This window comes from Sulfitobacter sp. SK012, assembly GCF_003352085.1.
GTDB lineage: Bacteria > Pseudomonadota > Alphaproteobacteria > Rhodobacterales > Rhodobacteraceae > Sulfitobacter.
Map to the genome: position 1 here is coordinate 152,974 of NZ_CP025805.1, position 13,422 is coordinate 166,395.

The 13,422-nt window shown below is 52.7% G+C and carries 14 protein-coding genes; 5 read left to right on the forward strand and 9 right to left on the reverse strand.

The annotated features are described in order from the left end of the window. Positions 1–97: 97 nt before the first annotated feature. The 4 genes from C1J03_RS24035 to C1J03_RS24050 all read right to left on the reverse strand — a co-directional run bounded on the left by C1J03_RS24035 (position 98) and on the right by C1J03_RS24050 (position 3,894). A complete protein-coding gene (locus C1J03_RS24035) occupies positions 98–460 on the reverse strand; it encodes an STAS/SEC14 domain-containing protein (RefSeq protein ID WP_114889271.1) in 363 nt (120 codons plus the stop codon). Positions 461–629: 169 nt separating this feature from the next. After that, complete coding sequence (locus tag C1J03_RS24040) at positions 630–2,027, reverse strand: MBL fold metallo-hydrolase (protein WP_114889272.1); 1,398 nt, start codon at positions 2,025–2,027, stop codon at positions 630–632. A 41-nt stretch (positions 2,028–2,068) separates the two neighbouring features. Next, positions 2,069–3,025, reverse strand: a complete 957-nt coding sequence (locus C1J03_RS24045; protein WP_114889273.1) for an LOG family protein — start codon at positions 3,023–3,025, stop codon at positions 2,069–2,071. Between the two features lie 32 nt (positions 3,026–3,057). Continuing rightward, on the reverse strand, positions 3,058–3,894 hold the full coding sequence (locus C1J03_RS24050) for a class II glutamine amidotransferase (RefSeq protein WP_114889274.1): 837 nt from the start codon (positions 3,892–3,894) through the stop codon (positions 3,058–3,060). Between the two features lie 127 nt (positions 3,895–4,021). Between C1J03_RS24050 and C1J03_RS24055 the strand changes: the two genes are divergently transcribed. Beyond that, entirely contained in the window at positions 4,022–5,428 is a 1,407-nt protein-coding gene (locus C1J03_RS24055; RefSeq protein ID WP_114889275.1) for a hypothetical protein, read from the forward strand. On the opposite strand, the gene C1J03_RS24060 is transcribed toward C1J03_RS24055, so the two are convergent. The 5 genes from C1J03_RS24060 to C1J03_RS26220 form a co-directional block, all read right to left on the reverse strand. Further along, positions 5,415–5,651: a thioredoxin family protein gene (locus C1J03_RS24060; RefSeq protein ID WP_114889276.1), complete on the reverse strand. Its 237-nt coding sequence runs from the start codon at positions 5,649–5,651 to the stop codon at positions 5,415–5,417. The genes C1J03_RS24055 and C1J03_RS24060 overlap by 14 nt on opposite strands. 14 nt (positions 5,652–5,665) lie before the next feature. Further along, positions 5,666–6,634: a permease gene (locus tag C1J03_RS24065; protein ID WP_114889307.1), complete on the reverse strand. Its 969-nt coding sequence runs from the start codon at positions 6,632–6,634 to the stop codon at positions 5,666–5,668. A gap of 215 nt (positions 6,635–6,849) precedes the next feature. Beyond that, positions 6,850–7,257 (reverse strand): DUF3775 domain-containing protein, encoded by a 408-nt coding sequence (locus C1J03_RS24070; protein ID WP_114889277.1) that lies wholly within the window; start codon positions 7,255–7,257, stop codon positions 6,850–6,852. Positions 7,258–7,268: 11 nt separating this feature from the next. Beyond that, complete coding sequence (locus tag C1J03_RS24075) at positions 7,269–7,700, reverse strand: DUF2267 domain-containing protein (RefSeq protein ID WP_254694302.1); 432 nt, start codon at positions 7,698–7,700, stop codon at positions 7,269–7,271. A gap of 475 nt (positions 7,701–8,175) precedes the next feature. After that, positions 8,176–8,412: a hypothetical protein gene (locus C1J03_RS26220; RefSeq protein WP_254694303.1), complete on the reverse strand. Its 237-nt coding sequence runs from the start codon at positions 8,410–8,412 to the stop codon at positions 8,176–8,178. Between the two features lie 451 nt (positions 8,413–8,863). On the opposite strand from C1J03_RS26220, the gene C1J03_RS24085 reads away from it, so the two are divergent. The 4 genes from C1J03_RS24085 (at position 8,864) to C1J03_RS24105 (ending at position 13,339) form a co-directional block, all read left to right on the forward strand. Continuing rightward, entirely contained in the window at positions 8,864–9,718 is an 855-nt protein-coding gene (locus tag C1J03_RS24085) for a universal stress protein (RefSeq protein WP_114889279.1), read from the forward strand. Between the two features lie 533 nt (positions 9,719–10,251). Next, positions 10,252–11,475 (forward strand): HlyD family efflux transporter periplasmic adaptor subunit, encoded by a 1,224-nt coding sequence (locus tag C1J03_RS24095; RefSeq protein ID WP_114889280.1) that lies wholly within the window; start codon positions 10,252–10,254, stop codon positions 11,473–11,475. Then, positions 11,472–12,647, forward strand: coding sequence for an FtsX-like permease family protein (locus C1J03_RS24100; protein ID WP_114889281.1), 1,176 nt, complete (start codon positions 11,472–11,474; stop codon positions 12,645–12,647). The genes C1J03_RS24095 and C1J03_RS24100 overlap by 4 nt, the downstream gene beginning before the upstream one ends. Continuing rightward, the gene (locus C1J03_RS24105) at positions 12,647–13,339 is read left to right on the forward strand and encodes an ATP-binding cassette domain-containing protein (RefSeq protein ID WP_114889282.1); all 693 of its coding nucleotides are present in this window, start codon (positions 12,647–12,649) and stop codon (positions 13,337–13,339) included. The genes C1J03_RS24100 and C1J03_RS24105 overlap by 1 nt, the downstream gene beginning before the upstream one ends. The last annotated feature ends 83 nt before the right edge of the window (positions 13,340–13,422 follow it).

Below are 13,422 nucleotides of genomic sequence, written 5' to 3' on the forward strand. Positions count from 1 at the left end.
AGCCCGTTCAGCATGGCGTCCGGAACCAAATAGATATTCGCAATCGAGAGTTCCACTCGATCGCAATAAAGGCAGTTATCGGATTTGGGTCCTAATACTATGTCTTCTCAAGCCAGCTGCGCGCATCATCTTCAGCTTCAAAGCTGAAATAACGCACCTCAGACTTAGCAAAAAACGAAGACAGCCAGACACCCCACTCTTCAAGTTTTGTATCACCAACGACGGCGATAGACCCAAATTCACCGCGATGCTTCAGATCAAATGTGAGATCTTTCCACAATGCGTCAATTTCCCAACCATGAAAGTCTTCCAAACGGATCAGCATGTGCAGCGGCCCCTTTGCCAAGGTCATCGCATTCTCAATTTCAGGTAAGGCTGCATCGTAGTCTGCCTTGGTAAGCGTCCCCGACGCACGTAGAGTAATGATATCACCACTTTGACTGTGTTCAATTTGGATCATTTTTTCCCTTCCCTGCAAGCCGCTTCAGCAAACTCACATGAACTAATTTGGCATTCCCATAGCAATGACAAAACTGAATGGAATGCCACTTCACTATGTAAGCCCACAGCGCCATCTGCCTGCCTGAAGTGAAGACACTCCAACAAAGCCCGTTTTTCGACACAGAATGTCACTCCAGATCAACCGCGGAATGCAACGTCGGGCATTCAACGGCCAAGCCCTTTTTCTCCAACTCCTTTTTCATCTCGGACATACCTCTATCATAGTCCCCATGAACGAGGAAAATCGTTTTGGGCTTGCCTGTATGAGACACCCAGTACAAAAGTTCTCGTTGATCGGCGTGCGCAGAAAACCCATTTATCGTGTGAATGTCAGCTTTGACTTGAATGTCCTCGCCAGAAATCCGGATATGCTTTGCCCCGTCAACAATCTGCCGTGCAAGCGTTCCCTCAGCAGCAAATCCAACAAAAACAATACTGCAATCGGGGCGCCAAATATTGTGCCTCAAGTGATGGCGCACGCGCCCGCCTGTGCACATGCCTGACCCCGCCAGAATGACTGCACCACCCCTTATGCGATTGATCGCCCTCGAATCGTCCACTTGGCGAGTAAAGCGCAGCCCAGGCGGATGAAAAGGGTGTTGTCCGGCCAACATGACATCGCGGACTTCAGGACTGAAGCCATCAGCGTGACGCCGAAAAATCTCGGTTGCCGAAATCGCCATCGGGCTATCCAAAAAGATTGCCAGCGACCCGGGTAAATCTTTGCTCTTAATCGCATTTTTCAGGGTAAACAGGATTTCCTGGGTGCGTTCCATCGCGAAGGTCGGAATTACTACATTGCCACCTCGCGCAACTGTTTCGGCGATCACTTCGGTAAGTTCGGCATTTGAGGTTTCACGATCCTTGTGCATCCTGCCGCCATAGGTCGTTTCCATGACAACATAATCACACTCCGGTGGTAGAGTTGAATTGGACAAAATCGCATGGCCCGGACTGCCCAAATCACCTGAAAACACAATCCGCTTTGTCTTTTCTTGTTCAATCACTTCCACAACAACTGAAGCGGATCCTAAGATATGGCCGGCATTGATAAAGCGGACTGTCACAGCATCGTTGAAAGCAACATCTTCATCATAGCTGACGTTTGGCCCGAAGAAATCTAAGGCGAACAGCACATCGACATGATCGTAAAGCGGTCTTATATCTTTGTGGCCGCCGCGCCGCTTATGACGAGAGGCGCGCAGGGCGTCCTCTTCTTGAATATGGGCAGAGTCTATCAAGATCAGCTTGGTGAGTTCGCGCGTCGCAGCCGTTGTGATAATCTTTCCGGCAAAACCACGCTTGACCAGCAATGGAATGCGGCCGCAATGGTCAAGATGCGCATGGGTCAAGAGCAGATAGTCAATTTCTGACGGTTCAAACCCGAAATCGCCCGAGTTCTCTTCATCCGCATGTCTTGCGCCCTGGAACATTCCGCAATCAATCAAAATTCGCAAACCTCCCGCCTCAAGTAAATGGCAGGAACCAGTTACGTTTTGCGCAGCGCCATGGAATGAAAGTCTCATAAGGTCGGCTCCTTTGAAGTTTTGTGATGCCCGCTTTACAGCTAGAGATTTTCGGGTTTTTCAATGAGTGGCTGGCCCGCCTGCGCGTACCAGTCAGCGATAATTTTCAGAATCTGGTCGGAAGTTTCGGCAAAGCAGAATAGGTCGGCGTCTTCCGGATCGATGACCCCTTCTTCAACGAGAAATGGAAAATCTATGGCACGTGCCCAAAACTCGTGCCCGACTAGAATAATCGGTAAAGGCTCGATTTTGCGGGTTTGCACCAGCGTGAGTGTCTCAAACACCTCGTCCATTGTGCCATAGCCACCCGGAAAAGCCACAAGAGCACGAGCGCGGTTCAGAAAATGCATCTTCCGCAGGGCGAAGTAGTGAAAGCGGAAGCAGAGCCCCGGCGTCAGATACGGATTGGGATACTGTTCGAACGGCAACGTTATATTCAGGCCAATCGACTTTGCCCCGGCATGAAATGCACCACGGTTCGCCGCCTCCATGATACCCGGACCACCACCTGTCATCAGGGCGATCCGTCCGCCGTCACGGACTTCTGTCATACGGCCGATAGCGTCGCCGAATTCCTGCGCTATTGTATAGTACAGGCTTCGCTTCAGAACGCGTTCCGCTATCTTCGATTGCTGTTGCAACGCAGGGTCTTGGGGGTCAGCATCCAAGTGAATACGCCCCTGTTCCGCACGCGCGCGGGCAGCGGTCGGCTCCGGAAGACGGGTGCTGCCAAATACAACTATCGTATGCTTCACCTCATGATCCACGAGCCCTTGTTCAGCCTTCATGAAATCAAGTTGAAGACGCGCGCCGCGCATCTCATCGGACCTAAGAAAGGCAACGTCTTCGTCGGCTTGCAGATACGCTTGGCTTTTCAAGATCGCAGCGAGCCGCATGGGGGCGTCTCTGTCTTCCTTGGCAGACTTTGGCGACTGCCACGGCAAAGGTACATCCCGCGGTTTCGGCGCAGACCCCGGGACCTCACCAGCAGGCAGCATTATAGTATCTCGTTTCTTCACGACATCTCCCCTTACGCAGCTCCCACGTGACCACGCCCCAATGGCTCCATATCGAGCCGGAAATCCTCGGCTATACTATAAATCGTATGGTCCGGTATCTCGTACCAATCCTCGCCAACCGTGATGGGCTCAGATGCAATCTCAACTGCTTGGTAGGCAGTGCTGGCTGCGTGGTGCACGTGCGGCTTGCCGCAGATGGGGCAGGAAAACACGTGGTCGCGCACCAGGTAATGCAGCGACCGATTGTACCGTGAGCCGATCACGTGCTCACCATCCGTCAGCACAATATTCAGACCGATGCGGGCCTGCGGATCAATTTCATTGGACCACGCGATGATCCGCTCCAGACCTAAGCGAACCGTCTCTCTCAAACCGCGTTCGGGGTGGCGCAAGAACAGGCTCATCAGATAGCGGAAAACATGTTCGCTATCGGTTGTGCCCATAATCTCGGTGCGGTGCAGCGGGTCCATATGGTCAAGAATGACAGGGCGGACACGCTCGAAATTTGGCACTGTGCCGTTATGGGCGAATATCCATTTGCCATGATGGAAAGGGTGTGTGTTTTCGATGCTGGTTCCACCAACTGTCGCCCGACGCACGTGAGCAACAACGGTGCGTGCATAAATCCGTGCCGCGTTGCGGGCAAAATGCTCCCCGTGGAACGCGGCCCAGGTCTGTTTTTCAACTAGCGGCACACCATCCGCGTAGTCAGCAACGCCCCATCCGTGACCATGCGCATAGCCCTGCATGTCCCCCTTGCTTTGCTCCATCAGGGCGTTTTGGGCCTTGACCAAGCCGCATTCAACGCGCGTCGGCTCATTGGCATGCATTGCGTAAAGGCGACACATCTCATCTCTCCTGTTCAAGGACAGGCATAGAGTACCATGCTACTCAAACAGCGCCTGACATTGATCAATTTTGCCAGCAATCTTCGGTGTAATTTTTGCCGGATAAATCCAATGCTGGAAAATCCGTATGTCTGATGCCGCCAAACTCATTGAACGCCTTGTTGCAGACGAACCCGCGTTGTTGTCATCACTCGATTTCGGGCCATGGGTGTCTCAGGGCACTGGAACTGGCCCATCATTGCTGATTGGCGACCAATCAGAGATCAGCCTTATGCGCAATGCACGGTCCTCGCATCTCGACCACCGAATGGCGCATCTGGCAAAGCCCGGTGATGTTGTTCTGGTGCGCCAAAGAGACACCAAATTTGAGGCCTATCTGGCTGAGTATCGCGGGTTTTCTGATGTCACCTTTTTGTCTTCTGGCAACGCAGATGCAGACCCGGTTTCGAAGCAAGCCTATAATGCACCCGCGTTGCTCGAAAAGCTCATCAAAGTTGCGCAAAACGCCGGCGGCCTGACAGTTAACTCTTATCTGACTACCGGGAACACATGGCGTTTGGCTCAGGCAATTGGAGAAGCGGCTAAATGCATGATCCGTGTCAGCGGTCCATCCCCGCGCGTCGCACGGCGCGTAAATGACAAACTTTGGTTCACTCGACTGGCCCGCCAAGTGATCGGCAACGATGCTGTTCCACCAACAATGTCCGCCTATGGGCCCGACGCGGCTGCCGCTCTCGTCGCGCGTTTCGGAAAATCATCTGAACCAGTAGTCGTAAAGGTTCCCGACAGCGCCGGTTCGGCCGGAAATATCCGGTTCGAAGCCGCTTATCTGAACGGCAAGTCCCCTGCCCAGATCAGCTCAGTCTTGCAAGATCAGTTGCACGCGACCGGATGGGCCGACAGTTATCCGATCCTTGTCGGGGTTTGGGACACCGATGTGACCTGCACCCCTTCCGTGCAATTATGGATTCCGCACGTGGCCGAAGGGCCGCCAATCTCTCACGGCGTGTTCGAGCAACAGGTATTTGGCGATGCTGCCGCATTCGTCGGGGCCGTAAGGTCAGCCTTGCCGGACTCTGTGCAGCGTGACCTTGTCGCCCAATCAGTGAAGATTGCAGCGGTTTTGCAGCATCTGGGCTATTATGGTCGATGTAGCTTTGATGCCGTCATATGCAATCACCGTGCGGACCCAAACACAATCCATTGGATCGAATGCAATGGCCGGTGGAGTGGTGTATCGATCCCACTGGCGATCTTGCATGCAATCGCACCGGATCGGGACGCAGTGGGGATTATGGTTACCCAATATCCGCTTTCAGGAAGCAAAGTCACAGTATCTCAGGCTGTCAAGGCGTTGGACAGGGGATTGTATCATCATGCGACATCTGAAGACGGTGTCATCCTTCTCTCCCCGCCGCCCTCAGCAAATGGGTCGGTCGCGAACATGCTCGCATTTGGGAACAGCCAATCCGCCGCCACCCGCTCAGGACGCGCGGCCGTCCAACGTCTGAGAGAATTGGCTAAGGTACCTTAAGGAGCGCGCCAATTTCTGAAGCACTTAGCACGCGCCCGGTTGAGACGACTTTCTCGTCGATAACGAGACCGGGTGTGGACATGATGCCGTAGCTGGCAATGGCGACAAAATCCGTGACTTTTTCGACATCGGCATTGATAGCGCTGGATTGCAGGGCCGCCCTAGCATTTGCCTCCAAGGCCAGGCATTTCTTACATCCGGATCCCAATATCTTAATGATCATCTCATATCTCCTGTTCAAACAAATAGGTGGGCGGTTGCATTAAAAATATAGCCAATGAGAATAATGCCAACGGTGACGATCCCAATGAAGACCATCATCAAGGGCAACTTCACAACACGTTTCAGCATAATCATTGAGGGTAACGACAACGCGGTAACTGCCATCATGAACGTCAGCGCTGTGCCCAACCCAACACCTTTTTGCACCAGAGCCTCAGCAATGGGCAGCGTGCCAAAGATGTCGGCATACATCGGAACGCCAGCAATGGTTGCAACCAAAACCGACCACCACTTGTCCTGACCCAGAAGAGTTGAAATGAAGGCTTCAGGAATCCAGTTGTGAATGGCCGCGCCTATCCCGACGCCGATCAAAACATAAAGCCAAACCCGGTGCACAATTTCGACGACCTGACCTTTCGCATAGGTGAGCCGCTCGCGGCGGCTGATTGCGCCATCATTGTCGTGATCGCTGACCGGGCTTTGATAAACAAAGGCCTCAACCTGATTTTCTAACCTGAGATACCCAATCAGGGTGCCCCCAAGGACGGCCAGCACCAGTCCGATTGCCACATAGGCCAAGGCGATGCTCCAGTTGAAAATACTGGCCAGCAAGATCACTGAGGCCAGATCAACCAGCGGGGAGGAGATGAGAAATGAAAACGTCACCGCCAGTGGCAATCCCGCACTGGTAAAACCGATAAACAATGGGATGGAGGAGCACGAACAAAACGGTGTTATGGTTCCGAGCAGTGCTGCGAAGATGTTGGCCCCCAGACCCTGCCGCTGCCCTAGAATACGGCGGGTGCGTTCGGGTGGGAAATAGCTTTGCACATAGGAAATACTAAAGATCAGCACCGAGAGCAGAATGAATATCTTGATGACGTCATATATGAAAAAGTGAACGCTGCCACCAATCTGGCTTGCCGGATCTAGGCCAAACCCGTCGCGCACCAACAACGTGACCAAGTCAGCCAGCCATTGCATGCGCAGCAGTTGATCGTTTAGCCAAAGAAAGAAATCGCCCAAAGGTTACACTCCAATAGCGGGCACGCTGTCGGCCCCATCGTTTCAGAGTAATCCTACTTGGCCAAACATTCCTTCGAATTGATTTTGCTCAATGCAGTCATGAACTCTCTAGGGCCAGCGGCCAAGCTTGTGCAGTTGACCCACTCTCGAGAAGGCGAATGAGACCGCTGACTTCAATACAGCCCGTCTTGCAAGACATGGCTGTAGCCCAACTCTTCCAAGCCGCTGGCAAGTTGATCGGCGACCCTTGGATGAGATAACAGATAACGCGACGTCGGACCGTCATGGCGTTCAGCGGCTAAGCTCATCGCCTCCGGCCATTCGGCAGCCGAAAAATCGCCGCGGCCAAGCCACATAAGAGCGACCAGCTCGTGTTTATGGTCGTCATCCATTGCCTCAATCTCCTCGGTCAACTCCTGCAAGAGCAGATCGCCGGGCGTTTCCTGTAGTGTGGCGGGACGTTCGTCGTCAGAAGCGTTGCCAGCGATGTCGGGCATCACCTCCCCTTCGCGGCCCATAACCGCCCGCAGCTTTTCAAGCAAGCGACGCATGTACTCAGAGTTGATTGTCAGTTCGTCCACTGTTTTATTCCTTATGGAGCGGGCCAGAAGTCTCGGATTTCCGTTGGAAGATTGGCGCGGATGTCCTCGACCTCGCCCCGTGAAATACGGGCATTTAACATTTTCAAGACTGCCTGAATGTCATTAGGTCCACGGTATTCGATCACATCCGCAACCAGCACTTCGATCGCTGAAATGAAACTCTCTAAATGACGTTCTTTGATTGGCGTCGTCTTGGGCATCCAGCCCTCAAAGTACATGCCCCGGATCAACAACGGCAGTTGCGCAGAAAACTGCGCAGTTTCGTCCACCCTCAGATGATCGCGAATGACACGCAATGTCGAGCGCATCAGCCGCAGAACATCCCGCGCGCTTGTCCAATCCAAACGGTCAGCTAATTCGTTGATCCACTCATGGGTCAAGTGAACCGTATGGTCGATGACTTCCAATCCTTGCGCAGACATATTCAATTTCCTCTCATTCTGCTGAGTTTAGTCTCTGGATGGGCCCACGATCCATGCTTGATTGCCCAGCAAGGAAGCTTCCGCCAAGGACATGAATAGGGACCTTTGGGTTACGCCATATGCGAGCTCGTTTGATGCCCAAAACTAAGCTGTTCTCGTGGCCGGGAATTGACCCATATCAATCCTTGACTGGTGCGTGCGGATATTTTGAACTCTCAAACCTTCTTCAAAGAAGCAATATGATGGCCTGCCAAACCCTTCCTTTCGAATTCCCCCTCCAATGCCTTTCAAAGCCCAATCTTTCGGTCTCTTCATGACGAGATCGACCGAACTTTGGAGCGGTTCAATATCGGCTCAATGGTAAATTCAACGAATAGCGACTTGATGCCGGCCCTCGATGTTTCTGAAACCGACGACACGGTTGCGATCACAGCGGAAATCCCCTGCATTAAAGAAAGCGATCTAGACGTCTCAGTCACTGGCGACGTGCTGTTACTGAAAGGTCAAAGAAATCGAAGATACCAAAGCCGACTATCATCTTGTCGAGCGCCAGTTTGGCAGCTTCCGTCACCAAATCCCGCTTGACTTCACGCCTCCCAAAGATGGGGTTAATGCCTCTTTTGAAGATGGCGTCCTGAACCTGACAATCAAAAAGCCCGACGAGGTTGCCGCAAACACTCAAAAAATCGAGATTGAGAAAAGCTAATATCAACGACGCGCAGGATACCCGCCGACACTACGCCCGCCTTATCGGCCTGCACGTAATGGATGTTCTTTGGTCTACCTATAGATTGCGAGGTACGTGCCCAAGCCGCCAATCTTGCTCTCAGGAACTTTGGTCGCCCAGTAATCGTTTTACGGCGTGTGAATGGGCGGCTACATTACAGGGCGTTTGAGCAAAACGTGGATCTCATCACCACAAGAACTGTCGCCCATTCCGAGCGAGTGATTTCACCATCAACGCTGCAATCGTTGATAGGCTTGAGCAATCGGCCGTTCCGATGTTTTTCAGAATGGCAGCTACCGCAGTATTCAACAATACATCGACCCGCCGAGCTCGTCTCAAGATCCGCCTGCGATCATGTTGTGGCCTATTGATCCATCTCAAATCTTACCAAGGTCCGCCGCCTAAGCTTCATCTACATTGTTGAAAGGACAAAACGATGAAGAACCAAACCATTCTGACTCTGATCGGGCTCGGTAGCAAGCCATCAGAGCTTGGTCCCTTTTTTGAACGCGCCCGAGAAACGTCAGCTCACCTTGCTGTAATCGTGACTGGCACCGCGCCCCCGTTTCCAATTTCGGCCTATTCCGCGTCCGCTTATGGTGCGGTTGCCTTTGATGACACGTGGCAGATCATGTATGCTGAAGGGCGCAAAAAAATGATCGCGAAAACCGAGGAAATTGAAGCGCTCTTGGCTACGCACAACGTTTCAGGCGATGTGGCACTGGCTTACGGCGAAGCACGATTAATTGAGGATGCCATCGCCCGCCGTGCCTGTTTGTGCAATCTAGTCCATGTCAGCAACGATTTGCGCACCGATGGTCATGCGTTTGACCATTCATTACGAGGCGCTCTTTTTGCGTCCCCAGCCGGGGTCGTCTTGAATGCGATACCGATGAGGGAAAAGAATGGCGGTGACCACCTTATGATAGCTTGGGACACCAGCTTACCTGCGGCACGCGCTATTCAGGCAGCACTACCTCAAATTGTAGAAGCCAGCCAGATCACGATCGCTGTTTTTGACCCCGTCACAACCGAAACAGAAAGCGGCGAGAACCCTGGCTCTGATCTAGCAAAATGGCTCAGTCATATGGGCTGCAAGGTCACCGTGCAGCAATATCCAAGCGGCAGTAAGGAAATAGGTGCCTGTATATTGGACCGGGCCGAAGAACTGGGTGCCGACCTGGTCGTGATGGGCGCATATGGTCATGCACGGATGCGCCAGGCGATGTTGGGTGGCACCACGCGAACCTTGATAGAACAAACTGGCCTCCCTGTGCTGCTTGCGCATTAACCAAGAGGTCCCGGTCCTTCGGAACGGTGGTTGCCTATTCCGCTGCCTCCGAGGGGCCGCTTTCTGTTCGACGGGCCAGGCTGGAGTAAGCGTCATACTGCGACAGGAACACCTCGCCTGTCAGATCATCCAGGAATTTGACGCGATGCAATCGATCCATAACGGGGCCTTTGACTTCTGACAGATGCAATTTGATATCCAGCCCGAAAAGCCGTGAATTCAGTTAAGTGCGTGTTTTGCAGATGCAGCGAACGGCAGGCTCGACGGGCCGCATCGCTGCATACAACATGTCCGGCGAGCGGCAGCTAAGGGCCGTTAGGCTCCGGATCTATAAAACCACTAGCCAATGTCAGTACTTTACCAAAGGTCATATGCAGCCCAAGGTGGTGATATACAGCACTAAACGGACTGACTCATTCAACGGTGAAGGATAAATCCATGGATCGCTTTAAATCCACCAGATTAAAGTCGGAACACCGGAAAAGTACGATTTCCTGCCTGACCATGAAGCCGAATAGGTCAAAGGAGTGACGATGAGCCGCGATGAAAATGGCAACACCACACCTATGCCACTTAGAGACAATGGGCTGGAACAGTCATCTAGGGCGTTTGCTTCAAATGTAATGGGTAAATCAAAGTTGTACCTGATCCCACTCTTTATGTTGACGCTTTTCACAGGCGCTGTCATCGGAATGTATTTTCAGCCTCCAGGATTGCGCATTTTTTTCAATGCCACGGGACTTGAACCTGGGGCGGGGACTGAAACTCCCATCGCGGTTGCGATCCAGAAAGTCTCATCACAAGAAGAAATCGCTGTCGTAAGTGAGGGCGATGTCGTGGCTTTAGGCCGCATTATCCCGCGGGGCGATGTGATCCGGGTAGCGACCCCGTCTGGTGCCGGAGATGCAAGAATTGCTGAAATCCGTGTCGTGGAGGGCAACCAAGTACAGGCAAATGACGTTCTAGCCATCCTTGATAATCTGCCTCAGCTGGAAAGTCGCGTTGTCTCAGCTCAAGCCAGTATTGGTGTCCGGGAGGCAAATCTGTTGCAAACGCGAGCGTCCATCCGCGCCAGTCTTGACGAGACTCAGGCAGGGCTGGAGCGCGCGGAGGCAACGGCCAAAATGGCTCAGTCCGACCTGAGCAGGGCAACATCGCTTTTTGAACGCGACCTTGTGACACGTGCGGACTTTGATCGTGTTATAGCCCGCGCTAACGAAGCGGGCCGTGATGTAGAGCGGAACATCGCAACACTTTCTCGATACGAAACCGGGTCGGAAATTGTCCAGGCCGATATTGCTGTTGCTGAAGCAAACCTACAAGCTGCTCGCGCCGAGCTGGCCCGGGCCCGCCAAGACCTAGAAGGTGCGTTTGTTCGTGCGCCTGTGGCAGGAACAGTGCTGGATATTAACGCTCATGTTGGAGAGCGTCCTGCCAATACCGGCATTTTTGACCTTGGTGACACGTCGCAAATGACTGTTGAAGCCGAAGTGTATCAAACCATGATTGGCAGGGTCGCCATTGGGGATCCTGTGACCGCCAGCGCCGGCGCGCTTCGGGAGGAACTTTCAGGTATCGTCTCCGCAATTGGGATGGAGATTGGCCGTCAGTCGATCACGTCCGATGACCCAGCTGCAAATACAGATGCTCGCGTGGTTGATGTAATTATAATGCTCGACGCAGCTTCATCGGACATAGCCCGTCGCTTTACCAACCTTGAGACCATTGTTCGGATCGATGCGGGCCGTGCTGAATGAGCAGACTGTTAACCTATCTGTTCGGACGTTTGCCCATTGGCTGGCTGCAACTGGCCCATAACAAGGCCAGGTTGGTTGCTGCCGTCGCTGGCGTGGCCTTCGCCAATTTGCTCGTGTTCATGCAATTGGGCATACTTGGTGCTCTTAATGGCTCTACGGTCGCGCCTTATGTATTGCTGAACGCGGACATCATTATTTCATCTGAGGATGGCAATACTCTGACAGATAGTGGCAACGTAGCACGCGCGCGCATGTTTCAGGCGCTTGGGGTTCCCGGCGTTGCATTCGCGGCCCCTCTCTTCGTCGGCAACGTTCCCTTTAGCATGTCAGATGGCACCTCAGTTTCTCTTTTGGCTTTCGGGATGGACACATCGCGGCCCGAGTTTGCGTCACCAGTAATCGCAGCATCGATGCCTAGGTTAGAGATTGAAAACACCGCGCTGCTCGACACCCAAACAAGAGGTGTCCCCGCATCGGCATTCGACAGACTGTTCGAGGGCCAGTCTTTTGGTTTCGAAATTAATGGCCAGACCCTGACTGCAATTGGAACGCTGGAGGTGGGAGGAGGATTTCTTGCCGATGGCACCGTTGTAGTTTCCGAGCAGACCTTCTTTCGGTTTTTTGAACGACGCAGCAGCAGTGTACCCAGTCATATCCTTATCAAGGTGGCCGACGGTATATCCGCTGAGCGCGTCGTTCAGCGGATACAAGCTGTCCTGCCAAAGCAAAGCGTCAAAGTGCAAACAATCGAGAATTCGGCAAAAGCCGACTTAGCCTTCATGTCTACGCAACGGCCAACCGGGATCATTTTCGGATTTGGCGTTGTGATTGGCCTGATAGTTGGCATTGTAATCGTATATCAGGTCTTATCCACGGATGTAGCCGATCACTTACGAGAATATGCGACTTTCAAGGCAATGGGCTTTGGGCAACCATTCTTCTTGGGTATTGTATTCGAAGAAGCAATTGTGCTGGCAGTCTTTGGTTTCATTCCCGGGTTTATCGTATCAATTGGCCTCTATTCTGCGCTGAGTTCGGTGACGAGCTTACCGGTTGAAATGGAAGCGAGCAGGGCAATTCTGGTCTTTCTGGGTACGCTAGCAGCTTGCACCATCTCCGGCGCAATTGCGACACGACGCCTAGCGGGCGCGGATCCTGCGGATTTGTTTTAATGTCTGATGGCGAGCCAATCCGCTTGACGGGCCTGAACCACTACTTCGGCAAAGGTGAGGCTCGCAAACAGGCAATTTGGAATGTAAATCTAAGTATTGCTCTGGGTAGCCTGACCATTCTGATGGGACCGTCGGGATCGGGAAAAACCACGCTTCTCACATTAATGGGCTGTTTGCGCGAAGTGCAAGAAGGCAGCGTACAATTGCTCGAGCACGAATTGCATGGCGCTACCGAAGCGACAATGGTGATGTTGAGAAGACGATTAGGCTTCATCTTTCAAGCGCACAACCTGCATGAAAGCCTGACCGCAACACAGAATGTTCTGATGGGATTACAAGTGCATGGCAATGGAAATGCTGCCAAGCAGTTGCGTGCGGCACACCATGTCTTGGACATTTTGGGTCTTTCTGATCGTATGAGCTATCTGCCGGCAAACCTCTCAGGTGGACAGAAGCAGCGCGTCGCAGTCGCCCGAGCAATGGTGTCAAACCCTGAGATTATCTTTGCAGATGAACCTACCGCTGCGCTGGACAAAGAGTCTGGCATGAACGTCGTCGCAATGCTCAAGGCTCTTGGGAAGTCACGGAAAATGACGACTGTAATGGTGACACATGACAACCGAATTCTCGAAATGGCCGACCGAGTTATCACGATGGAAGAAGGTCGTATTGTCGACGACTATATTGTGTAATCAGCGTTGATTTTCTGAGATTGAAAAAGGTTGAGAGCAGCACTTTGGTCCTGGCGTTTAGTCACATTTAGGAGCTAAAAATC

Bases quoted from the DNA above. Each gene is read 5' to 3' on its own strand.
- C1J03_RS24035 (WP_114889271.1), bottom strand. From the start codon at position 460: ATGATCCAAATTGAACACAGTCAAAGTGGTGATATCATTACTCTACGT.
- C1J03_RS24040 (WP_114889272.1), bottom strand. From the start codon at position 2,027: ATGAGACTTTCATTCCATGGCGCTGCGCAAAACGTAACTGGTTCCTGC.
- C1J03_RS24045 (WP_114889273.1), bottom strand. From the start codon at position 3,025: ATGCTGCCTGCTGGTGAGGTCCCGGGGTCTGCGCCGAAACCGCGGGAT.
- C1J03_RS24050 (WP_114889274.1), bottom strand. From the start codon at position 3,894: ATGTGTCGCCTTTACGCAATGCATGCCAATGAGCCGACGCGCGTTGAA.
- C1J03_RS24055 (WP_114889275.1), top strand. From the start codon at position 4,022: ATGTCTGATGCCGCCAAACTCATTGAACGCCTTGTTGCAGACGAACCC.
- C1J03_RS24060 (WP_114889276.1), bottom strand. From the start codon at position 5,651: ATGATCATTAAGATATTGGGATCCGGATGTAAGAAATGCCTGGCCTTG.
- C1J03_RS24065 (WP_114889307.1), bottom strand. From the start codon at position 6,634: ATGCAATGGCTGGCTGACTTGGTCACGTTGTTGGTGCGCGACGGGTTT.
- C1J03_RS24075 (WP_254694302.1), bottom strand. From the start codon at position 7,700: ATGTCTGCGCAAGGATTGGAAGTCATCGACCATACGGTTCACTTGACC.
- C1J03_RS24085 (WP_114889279.1), top strand. From the start codon at position 8,864: ATGAAGAACCAAACCATTCTGACTCTGATCGGGCTCGGTAGCAAGCCA.
- C1J03_RS24095 (WP_114889280.1), top strand. From the start codon at position 10,252: ATGAGCCGCGATGAAAATGGCAACACCACACCTATGCCACTTAGAGAC.
- C1J03_RS24100 (WP_114889281.1), top strand. From the start codon at position 11,472: ATGAGCAGACTGTTAACCTATCTGTTCGGACGTTTGCCCATTGGCTGG.
- C1J03_RS24105 (WP_114889282.1), top strand. From the start codon at position 12,647: ATGTCTGATGGCGAGCCAATCCGCTTGACGGGCCTGAACCACTACTTC.